Source organism: Streptomyces yongxingensis (assembly GCF_055597465.1).
In genome coordinates, this window is record NZ_CM145717.1 from 3,489,758 (window position 1) to 3,509,995 (window position 20,238).

Sequence of the window (20,238 nt, forward strand, 5' to 3'; positions counted from 1 at the left end):
CGACCACCTGAGGAGCGCCGTAACCCGGGCCCACCGTAGTGGTCGCGGCTGATCACCGACAGCCCTTTCACCGGGCATCCGCAACCGGAAATGATCGTTACCTCTTTCCTCCCGGCGTGTCCGCGATCACCTCCGGCCACCTCCCCCCATCACGGATCACCGTGGGAACTTTCCCGCTATGTCATACGTCACCACCTTCATTTCCGGACCGTCGCGCGCGGACGGGGGAGCGGGCCGCCGGTACGGATACGGTGGGGACAGGTGCCGCGGCGGCCGACTCCCGTCGTCCCCGGGCACCGGCATCGGGGTCCCGCCCCGCTGTCGCCCCGTAGGTCCTGGAAGGAAGATGTGAGCAGGGTGTTTGCGCAGGTCGGCACGGTCATCAGGAGTGCGGGGTAGGACGCATGCATATCGTGATCATGGGCTGTGGCCGGGTGGGCGCGGCCCTCGCCCAGACCCTGGAGCAACAGGGGCACACGGTCGCGGTCGTCGACCAGGACCCCACCGCCTTCCGCCGCCTCGGCGCGGGCTTCGGCGGGCGCCGGGTGACCGGCGTCGGCTTCGACCAGGACACCCTGCGCGAGGCGGGCATCGAGGAGGCCGGGGCCTTCGCCGCGGTCAGCAGCGGCGACAACTCCAACATCATCGCGGCCCGGGTGGCCCGCGAGATGTTCGGCGTGGAGAACGTGGCGGCCCGGATCTACGACCCCCGCCGCGCCGAGGTCTATCAGCGCCTCGGCATCCCGACCGTGGCCACGGTGCGCTGGACCGCCGACCAGATGCTGCGGCGGCTGCTGCCGTCCGGCGCTGAGCCGCTGTGGCGGGACCCCAGTGGCGGGGTCCAGCTGGCCGAGGTGCACATCTCCCCCTCGTGGGTGGGCCACAAGGTCAGCAAGCTCCAGGAGGAGACCGGCGTGCGCGTCGCGTTCCTCACCCGGCTCGGCGAGGCGATGCTGCCGACCTCCGAGACGGTGCTCCAGGAGGGCGACCTGGTGCATGTGATGATGCGCACCGACGAGGTCGAGAAGGTCGAGGCGGCCTTTGAAAAGGGTCCCGAGGAGGCCGGGCGATGAGAGTTGCCATTGCCGGTGCGGGCGCCGTGGGGCGTTCCATCGCGAGCGAGCTGCTGGAGAACGGGCACGAGGTGCTCCTCATCGACAAGGCGCCGACCGCCATCTCGGTGGAGCGGGTTCCGCAGGCCGAGTGGCTGCTGGCCGACGCGTGCGAGATCACCTCGCTGGACGAGGCCGCGCTGCAGCGCTGCAACGTGGTCATCGCGGCCACCGGTGACGACAAGGTCAACCTCGTCGTCTCGCTGCTCGCCAAGACCGAGTACGGGGTGCCCCGGGTGGTCGCCCGGGTCAACAACCCCAAGAACGAGTGGCTCTTCAACGAGGCGTGGGGCGTCGATGTGGCCGTCTCCACCCCGCGTCTGATGTCGGCGCTGGTCGAGGAGGCGGTGAGCGTCGGCGATCTGGTGCGGCTGCTCCGCTTCAGCCACGGCGACGCCAACCTGGTGGAGCTGACGCTGCCGCCGGAGGCGGCGCTGGTGGGCACCCGGGTCGGCGATGTGGAGTGGCCGGAGGACACCACGCTGGTCACCATCATCCGCGGCACCCGCGTGCTGACCCCGAACAAGGACGATGTGCTGGAGGCCGGGGACGAGCTGCTGTTCGTCGCGGCGCAGGCGCGCGAGGAGCAGCTCGAGCAACTGCTGTCCGTCCAGCGCCAGGACGCCGCCGGTTAGGCCGTGAACTCCCGCCCTGGGCTCCCGGCTCGGGAGCCCAGGGCGGCGGGCCTCAGTGCCGGGGCGGCTGCCGGTCGGCGGATTCGGTACGGGCCTCGGACACGATCTGGCCGGTCCACTCCGAGAGCAGCGGATCGGCGACCTTGTCGGCCTCGGCCTTCGCCCGCTCCCGGTCCCGCTCGGCCTTCTCCTCCGCCTCCATCTCCGCGATGACGTCGATCGGCGGCGGGGCCTTGGCCAGGAAGATCCAGGTCAGATAGACGCAGAGCAGGAACGGCGGAATCCCGAGCGCGACCTTGACCCAGCCGAGCTGGGTGGCGTCCCCCCACCAGTAGAGCGGGAACAGCACGGCCGACTTGGCCAGCAGGATCAGCCCCCACGCCCAGGTGGACCGGGTGTAGGCGCGGAACCGGCCGGGGTTGCGGGTGCGCCAGGAGAGGTTCTCCTTCAGCATCGGCCCGAGCAGCACCCCGATCAGCGGGAAGCGGAAGATCGCCGAGAGGATGTAGGCGATCGCCAAGCCCAGGGTGTAGAGCATGCCCGGCAGATAGAAGTTCTTCGCGTCGCCGGACATCATCGCGAAGATCGCGCCGAACGCGACCCCGAAGACGCCGCTGAAGGCGTGCTTCAGCGTCTCCTTGCGCACCAGCCGGGCGAGCCCGAGCAGCACGGTGAGGCCGAGCGCGGCGATCGCGGCCAGGTGGATGTCCCGCTTGATCGTGTACAGCAGGACGAAGACCAGACCGGGGACGGTGGTGTCCACCATGCCCCGCACCCCGCCGAACGCCTCCAGGAGCGCGGTGTCCGCCGCCGCCCTGCTGTCGGCGGCGGTGCGTCGGTGCCCGGTCGGGGGCGTCTTGTCGTCTGGCGTCACCGGCTACTCCTGTCCGAGCGGTCGGAGTTCGTACTTCGGATTGAACAGCACCCGGCGCCCATGGCTCATGGAGATCCGGCCCGAGGCGATCAGCTTGCGCCCCGGTTCTATCCCGATGATGGAGCGACGGCCCAGCCACACCACGTCCAGCGCGGCGGTGCCGTCGAAGAGCTCCGCCTCCAGTGCGGGAACTCCGGCCCGCGGTCTGAGGGTCACCGTGCGCAGCGTGCCCGTCACCTTGACGATCTGGCGGTCACCGCAGTCGCCGATCTTGGTACAGCCCGCGGCCTCCGCGTCCTGCTGCAACTCGGCGGAGTGCAGTTCCTCCTGGGAGCTCGACAGCCGGTCCAGCATCCGCCGGAACCGGCCGGCCGGCCTGTCTCCCCTGTCGGCCCCGTCGGAGGGGTGGCGTACGGAACTCATACGGCCAGCGTACCGGTGAGCCATCACCGAAACGCCGTCCCCGCGCTCATCGCTCGAACCGGTACCCCATGCCCGGTTCCGTGATGCGGCATCCCCCGGGGGCAACCCCCGGACCCCCGGCCGGACACCCACCTCGCGGCCTCACCGCTCGAACCGGTACCCCATGCCGGGTTCCGTGATGCGGCATCCCCCGGGGGCAACCCCCGGACCCCCGGCCGGACACCCACCTCGCGCCCTCACCGCTCGAACCGGTACCCCATGCCGGGTTCCGTGATGAAGTGCCGCGGATGGGAGGGGTCGGCCTCCAGCTTGCGGCGCAGCTGCGCCATGTACACCCGCAGGTAGTTGCTCTCGGTGCCGTACGAGGGACCCCAGACCTCCTGGAGCAGCTGCTTCTGGCTGACCAGGCGGCCGGCGTTGCGCACCAGGACCTCCAGCAGATGCCATTCGGTGGGGGTCAGCCGCACATCGCGGCCGTCGCGGTGGGCCTTCTTCGCGGCCAGGTCGACGGTGAACGCGTCGGTCTCCACCACCACCGAGTCCTCCGGCTGCCCGACGGGCTCGGCGCGGCGGACGGCCGCGCGCAGCCGGGCGAGCAGCTCGTCCATGCCGAACGGCTTGGTGACGTAGTCGTCCGCCCCCGCGTCGAGCGCCTCGACCTTCTCGTCCGAGGTCTGACGGGCGGAGAGCACCAGGATCGGCACCCGGGTCCAGCCCCGGAGCCCCCTGATCACCTCCACCCCGTCCATATCGGGCAGGCCGAGGTCGAGCACGATCACATCGGGATGGCGGGCGGCGGCGAGCCGGAGCGCGGTGGCGCCGTCCGAGGCCGCCTCCACCTCGTACTTGCGCGCCTTCAGGTTGATCACGAGGGCGCGCACGATCTGCGGCTCGTCGTCCACCACGAGCACCCGGTTCATCCGGCGGGCCTGCCTTTCCGCATCGTTGTGCCTGACATGGAGCCGACCTGGACCGGGAGGGCGGGGGCGGCCGGCGGGCGGTCGCGGGCGACACGCAGCGTGAGCACCATGGTCATCCCGCCGCCGGGGGTGTCCTCGGCGGTCAGCCGCCCGCCCATGGCCTCGGCGAAGCCGCGGGCGACGGCGAGCCCGAGGCCGACCCCGGCGCCGCGCGGGGCGTCCCCGTACCGCTGGAAGGGCTCGAAGATACGGTCCTTCTCGCTGTCCGGCACGCCCGGCCCGCCGTCGGCCACGCGCAGCTCCACCCGGTCGCCGAGGGCGCTCGCGGAGACCAGCACGGGGCGGTCCTGCGGGCTGTACTTCACCGCGTTCTCCACGATGTTGGCGACGGCGCGCTCCAGCAGCCCGGGGTCGACCGCGACCATCGGCAGCTCCTCGGGGATGTCGAGGGCGACGTCGGCCTCGGGGACGCCGACGAGCGCCATCGGCACGACCTCGTCCAGGTCGATCTCCCGGATGAGCGGGGTGACGGTGCCGGTCTGGAGCCGGGAGATGTCCAAGAGGTTGCCCACCAGGTGGTCCAGCCGGTCGGCGCCGCTCTCGATGCCCTCCAGCAGCTCGGCCTCGTCCTCCGCCGACCAGGCCACGTCGTCGGAGCGCAGGGAGCTCACGGCCGCCTTGATGGCCGCGAGCGGGGTGCGCAGATCGTGGCTGACGGCGGCGAGCAGCGCGGTGCGGATGCGGTTCCCCTCGGCCAGCTCACGGGCCTGCCCGGCCTCCTGGGCCAGCCGCTGCCGGTCGAGGACGACGGCCGCCTGGGCGGCGAAGGCGGCGAGCACCCGGCGGTCCTCGGCGGGCAGGACCCGGCCGGAGAGCGCGAGCGCCATATGGTCGCCGACCGGCATGTCCACCTCGGCGTCCTCGGGCCGCTCGGGCGGCGGAGTGCCGCCGTGGCCGCCGACGCTGCCCGCGCAGGTCCAGGGGGCGACATCGCTCTCCCGCTCCAGCAGCGCGACGGAGTCCATGGCGAACGTCTCGCGGACCCGCTCCAGCAGCGCCTCCAGGCTGGTCTCGCCGCGCAGCACGCTGCCCGCGAGGAAGGAGAGTATTTCGGACTCGGCGCGCAGCCGGGCGGCCTGATGGGTGCGGCGGGCGGCGAGATCGACCACGGAGGCCACGCAGACGGCCACCGCCACGAAGATCGCTATGGCGACGATGTTCTCGGGGTCGGCGATGGTGAGGGTGTGGGTGGGTGGCGTGAAGTAGTAGTTGAGCAGCAGCGATCCGACGGCCGCCGAGGCGAGGGCGGGCACCATGCCGCCCAGCAGGGCGGCCAGCACATTGAGGAACAGGAAGAGCAGCACCTCGTTGGCGAAACCGGGCCCCGCCTCCGAGGCGAGGGTGGCACCGGTGGCGGTGAGCAGCAGCGTCAGCAGGGCCGGTCCGGCCACCCCGACCACCCAGCCCGCGATCAGCCGGGACCGGCCGAGCCGGGCGCCGCGCGCGACCGGCAGCCCGCGGCCCTTGGCGACCTCGTCATGGGTGACGATGTGGACGTCCAGGTCCGGTCCGGACTCCCGGGCGACGGTGGCGCCCACCCCGGGTCCGAACACGTACTGCCAGGTCTTGCGGCGGCTGGAGCCGAGCACGACCTGGGTCGCGTTGACCCCGCGGGCGAACTCCAGCAGCGCCCTGGGGATGTCCTCCCCTATGACGTGGTGGAAGGTGCCCCCGAGGTCTTCGACGAGGGTGCGCTGGACCGCCAGCTCCTTGGGAGAGGCCGAGGTCAGACCGTCGCTGCGGGCGATGTAGACGGCGAGGATCTCGCTGCCGGAGCCCTTGGCCGCCATCCGGGCCGCCCGGCGGATCAGCGTCCGCCCCTCCGGGCCGCCGGTCAGCCCGACGACGATGCGCTCACGCGCCTGCCAGGTGGAGCGGATGGAGTGCTCGTCGCGGTACTGCTGGAGGTATTCGTCCACCCGGTCGGCGGTCCACAGCAGGGCCAGCTCGCGCAGCGCGGTCAGGTTCCCGGGCCGGAAGTAGTTCGACAGCGCGGCGTCGACCTTGTCGGGCGCGTAGATGTTGCCGTGCGCCATACGGCGGCGCAGCGCCTGGGGCGACATGTCGACCAGCTCGATCTGGTCGGCCCGGCGCACCACCTCGTCCGGGACGGTCTCCCGCTGGCGTACCCCCGTGATCGACTCCACCACGTCCCCCAGCGACTCCAGGTGCTGGATGTTGACGGTGGAGACGACGTCGATGCCCGCCCGCAGCAGCTCCTCGACGTCCTGCCAGCGCTTCTCGTTCCGGCAGCCGGGGACGTTGGTGTGGGCGAGCTCGTCGACGAGCGCGACGGCGGGGCGGCGCGCCAGCACCGCGTCCACGTCCATCTCGCCGAAGGTGGACCCCCGGTACTCCACCTCCCGGCGGGGCACCTCCTCGAGCCCGTGCATCATCACCTGGGTGCGCCGGCGGCCGTGGTGCTCCACGAAGCCGACCACGAGGTCCGTGCCCCGCTCGACCCGGCGGTGCCCCTCGGACAGCATCGCGTAGGTCTTGCCGACGCCCGGTGCCGCACCGAGGTAGATCCGCAACTTTCCGCGTCCCATGCCCCTATTTTCCCTGTTGGACGGCGCCTGAGCGCTCGGCGAGCTTCCGGCGGGCGATACCCGTCGAGCAAACCCCGCCCCCGGCCGGACCGGCCGTCCCTTGACGCCTCCCTTACGGCCGGCGGCGCCCTCTTGACGCGTCTCTGACGCGCGGCGCCCGAACACCTCGGGGCAAACCCCGGGAAAAAGCCGGTGGGCCGTACTCCGCAGAGAAGAGTACGGCCCACCGGTAGACGCTCACATCGGGCCGGGCCTTACGCCGTCGGCTCAGCCGGACGCGAGCGAGCAGCCCGCCAAGGCGTCAAGACCGGAGGGGGCGGTCGAGCCCTGGCGGGAGAATGAGAGTTCGATGCGGTCGATCGTGGAGGCGCGCTTGTCCTTCAGCGGGCCGAGGATGGCGTTCTGCACGAAGTTGGGGCCGCCCTCGCCCGCGGAGGAGGCCAGCCGCTTGTTGGCCTCGTCGAGCTGGGTCTGGAGCAGCGCGATATTGCGGTCCACCTCGGCCTGGGCGGCGGCCGGCACGTCGCCGATCTCGGAGGCGACATCGGGGCAGCTGATCGTCTGGCCGGAGCCCGCGCCGGCCCCGCCGCCGCCCTGCTCGGCTCCTCCGCCCTGGTCGGCTCCGCCACCCTGGTCGGCTCCGCCACCCTGCTCGTCCGCGGGCTGGGACGCGGCGGCGGTCGGGCTCGCGGCGCCGCCCGCCTCGCCGCCCGCGCCGGTGTCGGAGCCCGCTCCCGCCCCGGCGTCCGACAGCGTGCACTCGGCGAGCGCGTCCAGCCCCGCCGGCTTCTCGGCGTGCCGTCCTATGGAGATCGCGATGCGGTCCAGGGTGGACTTCCGCTTGTCCGCCAGCGGGCCGAGGATGGCGTTCTGCACGAAGTTGGGGCCGCCCTCGCCCTGGCTGGTGCTGAGCCGCTTATTGGCCTCCGCCAGCTGGGTGTCCAGCAGGGCGAGGTTGCGGTCCACCTCGGCCTGGGCCTCCGCCGGGATCTCCGGGAGGGAACCGGCGACGGCGGGGCAGCTGATGGTCGAGGCCGCCTTGGTCGACGCACCGGCGTCGCCGCCGCCGTCCTGACCGGCCATGGCGGCTCCCACCGCGACGGCCGCACACGTGATACCGCCGATCGCCCCGGAGACCAGGATTCTCCGGCGGTGCAGTAACGGAAGGCCACGCGACATCTGATCACTCACCTCGTTGAGGTCGGACAGGGGGTGTGTCTCGCGACGCGCCCTCTCCCCCTCGGAGCGTCACAAGGTCTCGCGCCCATGAGTACGGCCAGTACGGCGGGTGTGTTCAACGGCTCCCGGGAAAATCCCGAAAACCCGAAGGGAAGGCTCCGGGACATGCCGAAGGGGCCCGGGGGCCCTGCCCCGGGCCCCTTCCGGGCCTTGGCTCTCCGCCGTGCGCGAGCAGACGTACGCGAGCTGCCGCGAGCGAGGGCGGCTCAGCGCACCTCGGAGATCTCCGGGCCGCGCTGGAGCCGGTCGGCGCCACCCGCGAACCGCGAGCCCTGCGCCTCGTCCTGCTGCACCCCGTCGGGCACCATCTGCGCGTCGTCCGGCAGCTTGAGGACGATCGGGTCGCGCGGGGCCATCGGGCCATCGCCGCGCACCACGACCGTGTCCCGGAAGATCGCTTCCAGGAGGCTGCCGGTCTCGGGCTGCACCGCGCCCTGCCCGGAGATCACGCCGCGCAGGAACCAGCGGGGCCCGTCCACGCCGACGAAGCGGACCACCTGCACACCGTTCTTGCCGTCCGGGAGCTGCACCGGCACCTGGGCACGCAGCTCCCAGCCGAGCGGGCCCTCGACCTCGTCCACGATCCCGCCCTGCTGGGTGATGCCGGTGGCGATCTCGTCGCGCACCTCGCCCCAGATGCCTTCCTTCTTGGGCGCGGCGAACCCCTGGAGCTGCACGGCGCTGTCCCGCAGCACCACGGTCGCGGCGACGATCGCGTCCCCCGCGACCTCCACCCGCAGCTCCATGCCCTCCACGCCGGGCACGAACAGCCCGCCGAGGTCCACCCGGCCCTCGCCGGGCTCACGCACCTCGGACACGTCCCAGGGGCCCTCGGGGCGCGGGGCCGGCGGCAGGCTCACCCGCCCGCCCTCCACGGGTGCGGCGGTGTCCTCAGCGCCGTCCGCGTCCTCCGCGTCCTCGGCCAACTCGTCGGAGGTCACGTCGAGCGACTCGACGTCCTCCTTGCTGCGCTTGCGGCGACGTCCGAACACGTCATCGTCCTTCCCGGTCGGAACCGACCGAAGCGTATCCATTCCCACCCGTTGTGCCGTCCACGGCGGCATGACCGCCGGTGGACCCGAAGCCCCCTTCGGCCCGCGCCGACCCGGGAAGCTCCGCCACCTCCTGGAAGCGCACCTTCTCGACCTGCTGGACGACCAATTGGGCGATCCGGTCGAAGCGCTCGAACCGCACGCTCTCGCGCGGGTCCAGATTGACCACGATCACCTTGATCTCTCCACGGTACCCGGCATCGATGGTCCCCGGGGCATTCACCATGGCGACGCCGCAGCGCGCGGCGAGTCCGGACCGTGGATGCACGAAGGCGGCATACCCCTCCGGGAGCGCGATAGACACTCCGGTGGGCAGAACCGCGCGCTCTCCGGGGGCCAGCTCCGCGGGCTCGGTGGTGACCAGGTCGGCCCCCGCGTCGCCGGGGTGGGCGTAGCCGGGGACCGGCACCTCGGGGTCCACCCTGCGGATCAGCACGTCGACGGGCAGCGGGCTCATGGGTTCACCTCGAAAGCGCGCGCGACCTTCACCTGATCCGGGTCGGCGAGCGCCGCGTCGATCTCCTCCGCCCGGCCGTTCTCGATGAAGTGGTCGACCCGCACCTCTATGAAGAGGGCCTGCGCCCGCACCGCGACGGGGCCGTCGGGGGCGTCGATCCGGCCCGTGGCCGAGCAGTAGATCTTGCGGCCGTGCACGGCGGTCACCCGTGCCTCCAGGTGGAGCTCGGCGCCGACCGGCACGGGCCGTACGAAGTCCGTCTCCAGCCGCCCGGTCACCGCGATCACCCGCTGGAGCCAGTTGAGCGACCCGAGCGTCTCGTCCAGCGCCGCGGCCAGCACCCCGCCGTGGGCCAGGCCCGGCGCGCCCTGATGGCCGGTGCGCACGGTGAACTCGGCGGTGACGCTCACGCCCTCGCCCGCCCGTGTGGTCAGCCCCAGGCCCCCCGCCCGGTCGCCGCAGCCGAAGCACTGGTCGTAGTGCGCGCCGAGGGTCTCCCCGGGCGCGGGCGCGTCGGGGTGGCGCACGGGTGCCGTGGCGCCCTCCGGCGGCGTCAGCCCTGTCGTTCGTCCACTCACAACGGCTGACCTTACCCGCGAGAACAACCGGGGTCGGCGGCCATGCCAAGCTGATACGCATGCAGCCTTACGAAGAACGCCTCAGCGCGCCCCGTTCCTGGTGGTTCATCGCCGTCCTGATCGGGGTCTCGGTGGGGTTGATCATGCTGCCGTTCGGCACCCTGCCGATGCTCGGCGGGCTGATCGGCGGGGCGGCACTGGCCTGTGTGGCGGTGAGTTCGTACGGCTCGGCGCGGGTGCGCGTGGTGGCGGACTCGCTGGTCGCCGGAGAGGCGAAGATCCCGGTGTCGGCGCTGGGGACCCCGCAGGTGCTGGACGCCACCGAGGCGGCCGCCTGGCGGACCTACAAGGCCGATCCGCGGGCGTTCATGCTGCTGCGCAGCTACATCCCGACCGCGCTGCGGGTGGCTGTCACCGATCCGGAGGACCCGACACCGTATGTGTATGTGTCCACACGGAATCCGGAGGCGCTCGCCGCCGCGCTCACGGCCGTGCGCCCGGCGTGACGGGGGCGCGCGGGGAGCTCATTTCTCCAGGGCTACGGGGAGGTCCCAGGGGATCTGCTTGGCCCGCAGATCCTTGCGGACCTTGCGCGCGAGCTTCTTGGTGTCGCGCCGGTTCATCGCGGCTCCCACGGCCGCGCCGACCATGAAGGGCGCCAGGGACGGCATGTTCCGGAAGCCGCGTCTGAGGACCTGCTGCCGCAGCTCGCGCTTCATCTGGACGCCGAGAGCCGCGTTGACGGTCGCCGGCTGGCCGACGTCGATACCGCGCTCCTCGGCCCAGGCGCCGAGATAGGCGACGGCGCGCTGACGCGTGGAGCCGGGCGCACGCACGCCGTAGACCTCGTGCAGCTCGGCGATCAGCTTGAACTCTATGGAGGCCACGCCGATGATCTCGGCGGCCAGCTCGGTGGGCATGGCGGGCGGGGCCGGCAGCATCGCCGCGGCACCGACGCCCGCGCCCACTGTGGCGGTGCCGCCCGCGGCACCGGCCACCAGCTTGTCCGCGAGCTCTTCGGGGCCCAGCCCCGGGAACTGCTTGCGCAGCGTCGCGAGATCGCGGACGGGAATACGTGGAGCGTTCGCGATGATCCGGTCGGCGACCGCGTAGACCCCCGCTCTCGCGCGCTCACCGCCTCGTCGCACGCCACGGCCGACAGAGGTCGCGAGCGAGGCCATCCGGCCCCGCTCGGTCTCGTCCATGTCGTCGTGTTCCACCTCCACGCCGACCCCGCGGCTCAGGCCGCGCAGTCGCGGCAGATCGGCTGGCCGTTCTTGGTCTCGGCGGCCAGCTGGCTGCGGTGGTGCACAAGGAAGCAGCTCATGCAGGTGAACTCGTCGGCCTGGCGGGGCAGGACCCGGACGGACAACTCCTCGTTGGAGAGGTCCGCACCGGGCAGCTCCAGGCCCTCGGCCTGCTCGAACTCATCCACGTCGACGGTGGACGCGGACTTGTCGTTCCGCCGGGCCTTCAGTTCCTCGATGCTGTCCTCGTTGACGTCATCGTCGGTCTTGCGTGGGGTGTCGTAATCCGTTGCCATGTCTGTCTCCCCCTCTGGGTGTCTGTGGTGTCTCCAGCGCACGTAACGCGTGAGAGGCCGGACTTGTGCCCGACCCGAGGCGGAGATTTTGCCTCACATCAAGGTCTGTTACTCAATCGACACCCAACCGCACCCCTGAAGAGGTGATCGGGTTGGATGGCCATCGGGACCGTACACGGTCCGAATGTCGCACTCACATGCGCCATGACGTGTACTTCCCGTGATCACGGCCCCTGAAAACCCGGATTTTCCCGGCTTTCTGTCAACCGCGACGATCACGCAGAGTATATGGCCGGAAAATCGCCCATGTGATCGATCACACACCCTACCCCGGGTGGGCGGATCCCGAAAATTCCGCCCAAAGCGAACACATCCCGGCGGGTCCCCGGCCGCGCGCTCTCCGACGTCACACCGGCAGCACCACCCGTATCACCAGGCCACCTCCCTCGCGCGGCTCCGCCGCGATGCGGCCGCCGTGGGCGCGCGCCACGGAGCGCGCGATCGACAGCCCGAGGCCGACGCCCTTGTCGCTTCCGGTGCGCTCGGTGCGGAGCCTGCGGAAGGGCTCGAAGATGTTGTCCATCTCGTAGGCGGGGACCACCGGGCCGGTGTTCGCGACCACCAGCACGGCCTGGCCCTGCCGGCTCTCGGTGGTGACCTCCACCCAGCCGTCCCGGGCCACGTTGTAGCGCACCGCGTTCTGGACCAGGTTCAGCGCGATCCGCTCCAGCAGCACCCCGTTGCCCTGGACCACCGCGGGGGCGCGCTGTCCGCGCAGTTCCACGCCCTTGTCCTCCGCCTCCGCCCGCACCTGCTCCAGCGCCTGGGAGGCCACCTCGGCGAGGTCCACCGGCTTGCGGTCGACGATCTCGTTGTCGCTGCGGGCCAGCAGCAGCAGGCCCTCCACGAGCTGCTCGCTGCGCTCGTTGGTGGCCAGCAGGGTCTTGCCGAGCTGGGTCAGCTCCGGGGACGCCTGCGGGTCCGAGAGCTGCACCTCCAGCAGGGTGCGGTTGATCGCCAGCGGGGTGCGCAGCTCGTGCGAGGCGTTGGCGACGAACCGCTGCTGGGCGGTGAACGCCCGGTCCAGGCGCTCCAGCATCTCGTCGAAGGTGTCGGCGAGCTCCTTGAGCTCGTCGTCCGGGCCGTCCAGCTCGATCCGGCGGGACAGGTCCGAGCCCGCCACCTGGCGCGCGGTCCGGGTGATCCGGCCGAGCGGCGAGAGCACCCGCCCGGCCATCGCGTAGCCGAAGGCGAAGGCGATCACGGACAGGCCCAGGAGGGCTATCAGGGAGCGGCGCAGCAGCCCGTCGAGGGCGAGCTGGCGCTGCTCCTTCATGCACGTGTTCAGGACCGCGTTGAACTGGTCGGGGCTACTCTGGCCGATGATCTCGGGGCAGGTGTTGTTGGTCGGCTGGACACTGCCGCCGACGAGCTTGAACGGCAGCTCGTTGCCGACGTGCAGGGCCTGGGCGGCCAGCAGGTAGATGATCGTCAGCAGCACCACCCCGGCGATCAGGAACATCCCGCCGTACAGCAGGGTGAGCCGTATCCGGATCGTGGGGCGCAGCCAGGGGTTCGGGCGCGAGCCGGCCTGCGGGTCCCAGCTGGGCTTGGGCGGCACCGTCGGCGGCAGCGGGGTCGGAGTCGTCGCCATGCCCGATCAGATCCGGTAGCCCGAGCCGGGGACGGTGACGATCACCGCGGGCTCGCCCAGCTTGCGGCGCAGGGTCATCACGGTCACCCGCACCACGTTGGTGAACGGGTCGGTGTTCTCGTCCCATGCCTTCTCCAGCAGCTGCTCCGCGGAGACCACGGCGCCCTCGCTGCGCATGAGCACCTCCAGCACCGCGAACTCCTTCGGCGCCAGCTGGATCTCCTTGCCGTCCCGGAACACCTCGCGGCGGTTGGGGTCCAGCTTGATCCCGGCGCGCTCCAGGACGGGCGGCAGGGCCACGGTCGTCCGGCGGCCGAGCGCCCGGACCCGCGCGATCAGTTCGCTGAAGGCGAAGGGCTTGGGCAGATAGTCGTCCGCGCCGATCTCCAGGCCCTCCACCCGGTCGCTGACGTCGCCGGAGGCGGTGAGCATCAGCACACGGGTGGGGATGCCGAGTTCGACGATCTTGCGGCAGACGTCGTCGCCGTGCACGAGGGGCAGGTCCCGGTCGAGGACGACGACGTCATAGTCGTTGACGGCGATCCGCTCCAGGGCGGCGGCTCCGTCATACACGACGTCGACGGCCATGGCCTCCCGGCGTAGTCCGGTGGCCACCGCATCGGCGAGCAACTGCTCGTCCTCGACGACGAGTACGCGCACGTCGTTGGTCCTTCCTTGATTGCCGCAGTGGGCGGGGTGATCTCGCCAAACTCGATGGGTGTTCGGCGCCTCCATCCTGCCTCGAAGTCTCATAAACCGGCGGTAAGAGGGTCGCCGCGGGATCCCGAGTGCGGATCATGGCCGCGGCGGAGGGGCCCGCGGCGGCCGGAACACCGAATTCAGATTCTTTCGGGTCCGGAGGTTTCCCCCGAAGACGGGGTGGGGAGGACGACTGCACACCCGCGATCACGCCCTGTCCCCGGCATATCTGGCTGGCATTGCCGTCGGCAGGGGCACGCACGTGATCAACCCGCCGTCGGCACACCCCCGTGCCACCGACCCACGACGAGGGGGCGCAACATGGACGCGTTCACCGCAGGCATTCTGCAGCGCATAGAGAACACCAAGTCCGATCTCATTCGCGCCCGTGAGACGGGCGACGACTTTCTTGTGGACGTGGAGCAGTCGGAGCTGGAAGACCTCCGTCGCCTCGCCGCCGAGCACGGCGTCGAAGTAAGCGCCTCGTTTGCTTGATCCTTGTGGATTCCGGACCCGATCCAGATCCGGATTCCATATGACCGTGTGACCGATTCCCCTTCACCGCCGGATGGCGATCCAGAAAACATCCGGTAACCACGCCGAAGCGCCCCGGTGTCCTCGTGACTCCGGGGCGCTTCGGTGTGTGTGGACGGGGCCGGGGGCGGGATCAGTCGTGCCAGGCGCCCAGATCGTCCAGAAGCCCCCGCAGCGGCTCGAAGAGACCGGGGGCGGCGGCGATGGTCAGCTCGGTGGAGGCCGGGACGCCCGGCCGCCCTCCGGTGAGCGCGCCCGCCTCCCGCGCTATGAGCGCACCGGCCGCGAAGTCCCAGGGGTTGAGCCCGCGCTCGTAGTAGCCGTTGAGCCGCCCGCAGGCCACATCGCACAGATCGATGGCGGCCGATCCGCCGCGCCGGATGTCCCGCACCCGCGGCAGCACCCCGCCCAGGACCCTGGCCTGCCCGATGCGGCGCTCGCGCACATACCCGAAGCCGGTGCCGATCAGCGACTCCTCCAGCGGGGCCGCGGGGCGGCAGTGCACCTGCTCCCCGTTCCGCCAGGCGCCCTGGCCCAGGACCGCGTGGAAGGTCTCACCGCGCACCGGGGCGATCACCACCCCGACGACCGCCTCGCCGTCCTTCTCGGCGGCGATGCTGACCGCCCACGACGGAAGGCCGTAGAGGTAGTTCACGGTGCCGTCGAGCGGGTCGATCACCCAGCGCACCCCGCTGCTGCCCTCGCTGCTGGAGCCCTCCTCCCCCAGCACTCCGTCCCGCGGGCGGCGGCGCGCGAGGAGGTCGGTGATCAGCTTCTCGGCGGCGATGTCCATCTCGGTGACGACGTCGATCGGGCTGGTCTTGGTGGCCGCCACCCCGAGGTCGGCCGGGCGGCCGTCGCGCAGCAGGTCCCCCGCGCCGCGGGCGGCCTCCAGCGCCGTCTCGAGGAGTTCGGTCATGAGCGGGTCGGTCATCGTGCTCCTTAGCGGATTGCCCGGAGGGGCGAGCGGCGGTGGCGGGCCGGGGCGGCGGGCGCGGCCGGCCGGAGCCCGGGGCGTGAGGGCGGGCGCGTTCAGTCGGCGCCCGCGGCGGCGGGGCGCGGCGACCGGGCCGGGCAGCAGCCCACCGGGCACACGTCATGGCTCGGGCCGAGGGCGCCCAGGGCGCAGCGCTCCGGGGCGGCCGCCGCCCGGCCCTCGGCGAAGCGCTCGGTGGCCGCGCGCTCCAGCACCAGATCGCGCACACACGCGGCGAACCGAGGGTCGGCGCCGACGGTCGAAGCGCGGGAGACCGGCAGCCCGAGCTCGGCCGCCTTGGCCGTGGCCTCGGTGTCGAGGTCGTACTTGACCTCCATATGGTCCGAGACGAAGCCGATCGGGACCATGACGACGGCGGGCGCGCCCTCGCCGTGCAGCTGCTCGAGGTGATCGCAGATGTCCGGCTCCAGCCAGGGGATGTGCGGCGCACCGCTGCGCGACTGGTAGACCAGCCGCCAGGGGCGCTCGACGCCGGTCTCCTCGCGCACCGCGTCCGCGATCAGCCGGGCGACGTCGAGGTGCTGGGCGACGTACGCGCCGCCCTCCCCGTCCTCGGTGTGGGCCTCGACCGGGCCCGAGGTGTCGGCGGCGGCGGTCGGGATGGAGTGGGTGGTGAAGGCGAGGTGGGCCCCGGCGCGCCGGTCCCCGGGCAGCTCCGCGAGGGCGGCCAGCGTGGCGTCCACCATGGGCCGTACGAAGCCGGGGTGGTTGAAGTAGTGCCGCAGCTTGTCCACGCGCGGCAGCGGCAGGCCCTCGCCCTCCAGGGCGGCCAGGGCGTCCGCGAGGTTCTCGCGGTACTGCCGGCAGCCCGAGTACGAGGCGTAGGCGCTGGTGGCCAGCACCAGGATGCGGCGGTGGCCGGCGGCGGCCATCTCGCGCAGGGTGTCGGTCAGATACGGCGCCCAGTTGCGATTGCCCCAGTAGACCGGCAGGTCCAGGCCGTGCTCGGCGAAGTCCTTGCGCAGCGCGTGCAGCAGCTCGCGGTTCTGCGCGTTGATCGGGCTGACCCCGCCGAAGAGGAAGTAGTGCCGGCCGACCTCTTTCAGCCGCTCGCGGGGGATGCCCCGCCCGCGCGTGACGTTCTCCAGGAACGGCACGACGTCATCGGGGCCCTCCGGACCGCCGAAGGAGAGCAACAGCAGTGCGTCATAGGGGTCGGGGGCAGGCTGTACTGACTGATCCGGCATGCTCCCGATCCTGCCACCCGCCTCTGACGGGCGGGAAACGGCCCTGCGCGAACCGGGCGCGGGCCCGTAATCTGTATCAGCGCTCGACGATCCTTACCCTGCTCACGGCGGAGACTGCCTTGCCCAGTGCCAGCCCCTACCGCGCGATCTTCGCCGCCCCCGGCGCCAAGGAGTTCTCCGCGGCCGGCTTCCTCGGGCGGATGCCGCTGTCCATGGCGGGCATCGGCGTGGTCACCATGGTCTCCGAACTCACCGGCCGGTACGGGCTCGCGGGCGCCCTGTCGGCCACGCTGGCGCTCTCCGCCGCCGTCATCGGCCCGCAGATATCCCGGCTGGTCGACCGGCACGGCCAGCGCCGGGTGCTGCGCCCGGCGACCCTGGTGGCGCTGACGGCCGTCTGCGGGCTGCTGCTGAGCGCGCACCGGGGCTGGCCGGACTGGACGCTGTTCGTCTTCGCCGCCGCGTCCGGCTGTGTGCCCAGTGTGGGCTCCATGGTGCGGGCCCGCTGGGCGGCGATCTACGAGGACTCCCCGCACGAACTTCACGCCGCGTACGCGTGGGAGTCCATCGTCGACGAGATCTGCTTCATCGTCGGGCCGGTCATCTCGATCGGGCTGTCCACCTCCTGGTTCCCGGAGGCGGGCCCGCTGCTGGCCGCCTGCTTCCTGGCGGCCGGGGTCTTCTCGCTGACCGCGCAGCGGGCCACCGAGCCCGTACCGCATCCGCGCGGGCACCACACCGGCGGTTCGGCGCTGCGCTCGCGCGGGCTCCAGGTGCTGGTGGCCACCTTCATGGCGACCGGCGCGATCTTCGGGGCGATCGACGTGGTGACGGTGGCCTTCGCCGAGGACGAGGGCCACAAGGGCGCGGCCAGTCTGGTCCTGGCGGTCTACGCGGCGGGCTCCTGCCTCGCGGGCGCGGTCTTCGGGGTCCTGCGGCTGAGCGGTCCGGTGTCCCGTCGTTGGTTGTGGGGTATTTGTGCGATCGCCGTGAGTATGATCCCGCTCCAACTGGTCGGGAACCTGCCGTTCCTGGCCGTGGCGCTCTTCGTCGCGGGCCTGGCCATCGCACCAACGATGGTCACCACCATGGCCCTTGTCGAACGGCACGTACCACGCGCGCATCTGACCGAGGGGATGACCTGGGTGAGCACCGGGCTCGCGGTCGGGGTGGCGCTCGGCTCGTCGGCCGCCGGATGGGTGGTGGACGCGGCCGGCGCCCGGGCGGGGTACGCGGTGCCGGCCGTGGCCGGGGCGCTCGCGGCTGCGGTGGCGTTCCTCGGGTACCGCCGGCTCCGGCCGGCGCCACAGCGGGAGGGGTCGGGTGCGGATGGCCGTCAGGACCGTGAAGACCGTACGGAGCAGCGTGTGGCGTAACTGGGCGGGGAACGTGATGGCCCGCCCGGCGCGGATCGTCGCCCCGTCGTCCACGCAGGAGCTGGCCGAGCTGGTGCGCCGGGCGACGACGGAGGGGCTGAAGGTGAAGGCGGTGGGCACCGGGCACTCCTTCACCACCGCGGCCGCCACCGACGGGCTGCTGATACGCCCCGACCGGATGGCGGGCGTGCGCGGGCTGGACCGCGAGGCGGGGACCGTGACCGTCGCGGCCGGCACCTCGCTCCGGCAGCTCAACGAGACGCTGTCGGCCCATGGTCTTTCGCTGGTCAATATGGGCGACATCATGGAGCAGACGGTGGCCGGGGCGACCTCCACGGGCACCCACGGCACCGGCCGGGACAGCGCCTCGATCGCCGCCCAGATCAAGGGCCTGGAGCTGGTGACGGCGGACGGTTCGGTGCTGCGCTGCTCGGCGGAGGAGAACCCGGAGGTCTTCGCGGCGGCCCGGATCGGGCTCGGCGCGCTCGGCGTGGTCAGCGAGATCACCTTCGGGGTGGAACCGGAGTTCCTCCTCACGGCGCGCGAGGAGCCCATGCCCTTCGACCGCGTGATGGCCGATTTCGAACAGCTCGTGGCCGAGAACGAGCACTTCGAGTTCTACTGGTTCCCGCACACCGGCAACTGCAACACCAAGCGCAACAACCGCAGTACCGGCCCCGCCGCCCCGGTGGGCCGGGTCAGCGGCTGGGTGGACGACGAACTGCTGTCCAACGGCATCTTCCAGGTGGCCTGTTCGGTGGGCCGGGCGGTCCCCGCCACCATCCCCGGAATCGCCAAGATCTCCAGCCGCGCCCTGTCCGCCCGGACCTACACGGACATCCCTTACAAAGTCTTCACCTCTCCGCGCCGGGTGCGGTTCCTGGAGATGGAGTACGCCGTGCCGCGCGAGGCCGCCGTCACGGTGCTGCGCGAGCTCAAGGCGACCGTCGAGCGGTCCGGACTGCGGGTCAGCTTCCCGGTGGAGGTGCGCACCGCGCCCGCCGACGACATCCCGCTGTCCACCGCCTCCGGGCGCGATACCGCGTACATCGCCGTCCACCTGTACCGGGGCACTCCGCACCGGGCGTACTTCACGGCGGCCGAGCAGATCATGATCGCGCACGGCGGCCGTCCGCACTGGGGCAAGCTGCACAGCCGCGACGCCGCCTATCTGGCCGGGGTCTATCCGCGGTTCGGCGAGTTCGCGGCGGTGCGCGACCGGCTGGACCCGGACCGGCTGTTCACCAACGACTATCTGCGGCGGGTGCTCGGCGACTGACGCGCCTCACGGTCCGTCGGCCGACTGACGCCTCACGGCCTGTCGGCCGACGGACGCGTCACGGCGCGCCGGTGGCGCTCGGCGTGGGCGTGGCCTCGCCGGAACTGTCCGTTCCGCCCTCCGTGGCACCGCCGGACGGGGTCCGGGAGGGGCCCGGGGTGGCGGGCGCGGAGGTGCCGGGCGCGGTCGCGCCGCCGGTGCCGCCGTCCTGGCCGGAGTCGCCGCCGGAGCCCTTCCCGGAGCCGGACGATCCGGACGCGTCGGAGGTCGGCGCGGTCGAGGCGTCGGCCGCGCCGCCCCCGCGGGAGATGCCCGGGGACGGCGCCTCGTCGCCGCCCCGGGAGGAGCCGGGGCTCCGCGACGGGTCGGCCGGGTCCCGGCGCGAGGGGCCGGGGGTGGACTTCGGCCCCGAGGAGCCGCTCACGCTGTCGCTGACGGTGGTTCCGGTCCGGTTCTCCCCCCAGACGTTGGACACCGGGCCGCCGGAGAACATCTCGATCCCCGTGATCACGCTCATGGCGGCGACGAAGACGGCGGCCGCCCCGAGGGCGCGGCGTCGCCGGACGCGCGGCCGGGCGCCGTGCGTGGTCGGCTCGCCGTACTCGCCGGGGGCCGGGGCCCCCGGGGGCGCGACCGGCTCGGCGGGACCGGCGGGACCGCCGTACCGCCGGCGCCCGGTCGGCCGCGTCTGGACCCGCACCTCCTTGATCTGCTCACCGGTGCGCCGGAACAGGTGCTGGAAGACGGTGCCGCCCGCGGTCGCCACCACGCTCACCACACCGGCGCCCAGGATCGTCCCGTAGACGCCCAGTTTGGACGCGAGCACCGCGGCCGCGACGGCCGCCAGCGCGCTGCCCGCCACATGGGCCACGCTCAGCTCGATCCGCCCGCTCTTGTGTTGTCCGTCGCTGTCGGCCTTGCCGTGCATCTCCCGCCTCGCTTGGACATTCGTTCCAGCCTGCAGGGAGAAGTGACCGATAAACGAAGCAGATCGTTCCGATTCTGTCGTTTCTGTGAAACTTGCCACCCAAATTGGGCCTCACTTCGGAGGATTCAGGCTGCCACCCCCC

At 72.0% G+C, this 20,238-nt stretch carries 21 protein-coding genes; 6 read left to right on the forward strand and 15 right to left on the reverse strand.

Annotated elements, in window-relative coordinates; all coding sequences use genetic code 11:
* The first annotated feature begins 404 nt into the window (after nucleotides 1-404).
* Both ACZ6TD_RS14525 and ACZ6TD_RS14530 read left to right on the forward strand, forming a co-directional pair.
* Nucleotides 405-1,073: a potassium channel family protein gene (locus tag ACZ6TD_RS14525; protein WP_037962347.1), complete on the forward strand. Its 669-nt coding sequence runs from the start codon at nucleotides 405-407 to the stop codon at nucleotides 1,071-1,073.
* On the forward strand, nucleotides 1,070-1,747 hold the full coding sequence (locus ACZ6TD_RS14530) for a potassium channel family protein (RefSeq protein WP_030834322.1): 678 nt from the start codon (nucleotides 1,070-1,072) through the stop codon (nucleotides 1,745-1,747). Before ACZ6TD_RS14525 ends, ACZ6TD_RS14530 begins: the two co-directional genes overlap by 4 nt.
* A gap of 52 nt (nucleotides 1,748-1,799) precedes the next feature.
* Here ACZ6TD_RS14530 and ACZ6TD_RS14535 read toward each other — a convergent pair whose 3' ends face one another.
* The 8 genes from ACZ6TD_RS14535 to ACZ6TD_RS14570 all read right to left on the reverse strand — a co-directional run bounded on the left by ACZ6TD_RS14535 (nucleotide 1,800) and on the right by ACZ6TD_RS14570 (nucleotide 9,899).
* Nucleotides 1,800-2,621 (reverse strand): DUF3159 domain-containing protein, encoded by an 822-nt coding sequence (locus tag ACZ6TD_RS14535; RefSeq protein WP_471354162.1) that lies wholly within the window; start codon nucleotides 2,619-2,621, stop codon nucleotides 1,800-1,802.
* Between the two features lie 3 nt (nucleotides 2,622-2,624).
* Nucleotides 2,625-3,044, reverse strand: a complete 420-nt coding sequence (locus ACZ6TD_RS14540; protein WP_471354164.1) for an OB-fold nucleic acid binding domain-containing protein — start codon at nucleotides 3,042-3,044, stop codon at nucleotides 2,625-2,627.
* A 236-nt stretch (nucleotides 3,045-3,280) separates the two neighbouring features.
* Nucleotides 3,281-3,964 (reverse strand): response regulator, encoded by a 684-nt coding sequence (locus tag ACZ6TD_RS14545; RefSeq protein WP_471354165.1) that lies wholly within the window; start codon nucleotides 3,962-3,964, stop codon nucleotides 3,281-3,283.
* A complete protein-coding gene (locus ACZ6TD_RS14550; RefSeq protein WP_471354167.1) occupies nucleotides 3,961-6,573 on the reverse strand; it encodes an ATP-binding protein in 2,613 nt (870 codons plus the stop codon). The genes ACZ6TD_RS14545 and ACZ6TD_RS14550 overlap by 4 nt, the downstream gene beginning before the upstream one ends.
* Nucleotides 6,574-6,840: 267 nt before the next feature.
* Complete coding sequence (locus ACZ6TD_RS14555; protein WP_471354169.1) at nucleotides 6,841-7,752, reverse strand: hypothetical protein; 912 nt, start codon at nucleotides 7,750-7,752, stop codon at nucleotides 6,841-6,843.
* Between the two features lie 266 nt (nucleotides 7,753-8,018).
* On the reverse strand, nucleotides 8,019-8,804 hold the full coding sequence (locus ACZ6TD_RS14560; protein WP_470011976.1) for a DUF3710 domain-containing protein: 786 nt from the start codon (nucleotides 8,802-8,804) through the stop codon (nucleotides 8,019-8,021).
* A gap of 1 nt (nucleotide 8,805) precedes the next feature.
* On the reverse strand, nucleotides 8,806-9,321 hold the full coding sequence (gene dut / locus ACZ6TD_RS14565) for a dUTP diphosphatase (protein WP_037962336.1): 516 nt from the start codon (nucleotides 9,319-9,321) through the stop codon (nucleotides 8,806-8,808).
* Nucleotides 9,318-9,899 carry a PaaI family thioesterase gene (locus ACZ6TD_RS14570; RefSeq protein ID WP_471354172.1) on the reverse strand — a complete coding sequence of 194 codons (582 nt, stop codon included), beginning with the start codon at nucleotides 9,897-9,899 and terminating at the stop codon, nucleotides 9,318-9,320. The genes dut and ACZ6TD_RS14570 overlap by 4 nt, the downstream gene beginning before the upstream one ends.
* A gap of 59 nt (nucleotides 9,900-9,958) precedes the next feature.
* Here ACZ6TD_RS14570 and ACZ6TD_RS14575 point away from each other — a divergent pair, with 59 nt between their 5' ends.
* The gene (locus tag ACZ6TD_RS14575) at nucleotides 9,959-10,405 is read left to right on the forward strand and encodes a DUF3093 domain-containing protein (RefSeq protein ID WP_471354174.1); all 447 of its coding nucleotides are present in this window, start codon (nucleotides 9,959-9,961) and stop codon (nucleotides 10,403-10,405) included.
* Between the two features lie 18 nt (nucleotides 10,406-10,423).
* Here ACZ6TD_RS14575 and ACZ6TD_RS14580 read toward each other — a convergent pair whose 3' ends face one another.
* The 4 genes from ACZ6TD_RS14580 to ACZ6TD_RS14595 all read right to left on the reverse strand — a co-directional run bounded on the left by ACZ6TD_RS14580 (nucleotide 10,424) and on the right by ACZ6TD_RS14595 (nucleotide 13,756).
* Nucleotides 10,424-11,104, reverse strand: coding sequence for a hypothetical protein (locus ACZ6TD_RS14580; protein ID WP_471354176.1), 681 nt, complete (start codon nucleotides 11,102-11,104; stop codon nucleotides 10,424-10,426).
* Between the two features lie 35 nt (nucleotides 11,105-11,139).
* Nucleotides 11,140-11,442 (reverse strand): DUF4193 domain-containing protein, encoded by a 303-nt coding sequence (locus ACZ6TD_RS14585; protein WP_009714537.1) that lies wholly within the window; start codon nucleotides 11,440-11,442, stop codon nucleotides 11,140-11,142.
* A gap of 406 nt (nucleotides 11,443-11,848) precedes the next feature.
* Nucleotides 11,849-13,096 (reverse strand): sensor histidine kinase, encoded by a 1,248-nt coding sequence (locus ACZ6TD_RS14590; protein WP_471354178.1) that lies wholly within the window; start codon nucleotides 13,094-13,096, stop codon nucleotides 11,849-11,851.
* Between the two features lie 6 nt (nucleotides 13,097-13,102).
* Nucleotides 13,103-13,756, reverse strand: a complete 654-nt coding sequence (locus tag ACZ6TD_RS14595; protein ID WP_014055413.1) for a response regulator transcription factor — start codon at nucleotides 13,754-13,756, stop codon at nucleotides 13,103-13,105.
* A 360-nt stretch (nucleotides 13,757-14,116) separates the two neighbouring features.
* On the opposite strand from ACZ6TD_RS14595, the gene ACZ6TD_RS14600 reads away from it, so the two are divergent.
* Nucleotides 14,117-14,290, forward strand: a complete 174-nt coding sequence (locus tag ACZ6TD_RS14600) for a hypothetical protein (RefSeq protein ID WP_020867951.1) — start codon at nucleotides 14,117-14,119, stop codon at nucleotides 14,288-14,290.
* A gap of 172 nt (nucleotides 14,291-14,462) precedes the next feature.
* On the opposite strand, the gene ACZ6TD_RS14605 is transcribed toward ACZ6TD_RS14600, so the two are convergent.
* Together ACZ6TD_RS14605 and ACZ6TD_RS14610 are read right to left on the reverse strand one after the other, a co-directional pair.
* Complete coding sequence (locus tag ACZ6TD_RS14605) at nucleotides 14,463-15,263, reverse strand: inositol monophosphatase family protein (RefSeq protein ID WP_452872759.1); 801 nt, start codon at nucleotides 15,261-15,263, stop codon at nucleotides 14,463-14,465.
* 98 nt (nucleotides 15,264-15,361) lie between these two features.
* Nucleotides 15,362-16,513 (reverse strand): ferrochelatase, encoded by a 1,152-nt coding sequence (locus ACZ6TD_RS14610; protein WP_471354180.1) that lies wholly within the window; start codon nucleotides 16,511-16,513, stop codon nucleotides 15,362-15,364.
* A 119-nt stretch (nucleotides 16,514-16,632) separates the two neighbouring features.
* On the opposite strand from ACZ6TD_RS14610, the gene ACZ6TD_RS14615 reads away from it, so the two are divergent.
* Nucleotides 16,633-17,889, forward strand: coding sequence for an MFS transporter (locus ACZ6TD_RS14615; protein ID WP_471354182.1), 1,257 nt, complete (start codon nucleotides 16,633-16,635; stop codon nucleotides 17,887-17,889).
* Nucleotides 17,843-19,168: a D-arabinono-1,4-lactone oxidase gene (locus ACZ6TD_RS14620; protein ID WP_471354183.1), complete on the forward strand. Its 1,326-nt coding sequence runs from the start codon at nucleotides 17,843-17,845 to the stop codon at nucleotides 19,166-19,168. The genes ACZ6TD_RS14615 and ACZ6TD_RS14620 overlap by 47 nt, the downstream gene beginning before the upstream one ends.
* Before the next feature lie 58 nt (nucleotides 19,169-19,226).
* On the opposite strand, the gene ACZ6TD_RS14625 is transcribed toward ACZ6TD_RS14620, so the two are convergent.
* Nucleotides 19,227-20,096 carry a hypothetical protein gene (locus ACZ6TD_RS14625; RefSeq protein WP_471354185.1) on the reverse strand — a complete coding sequence of 290 codons (870 nt, stop codon included), beginning with the start codon at nucleotides 20,094-20,096 and terminating at the stop codon, nucleotides 19,227-19,229.
* Nucleotides 20,097-20,238 lie beyond the last annotated feature (142 nt).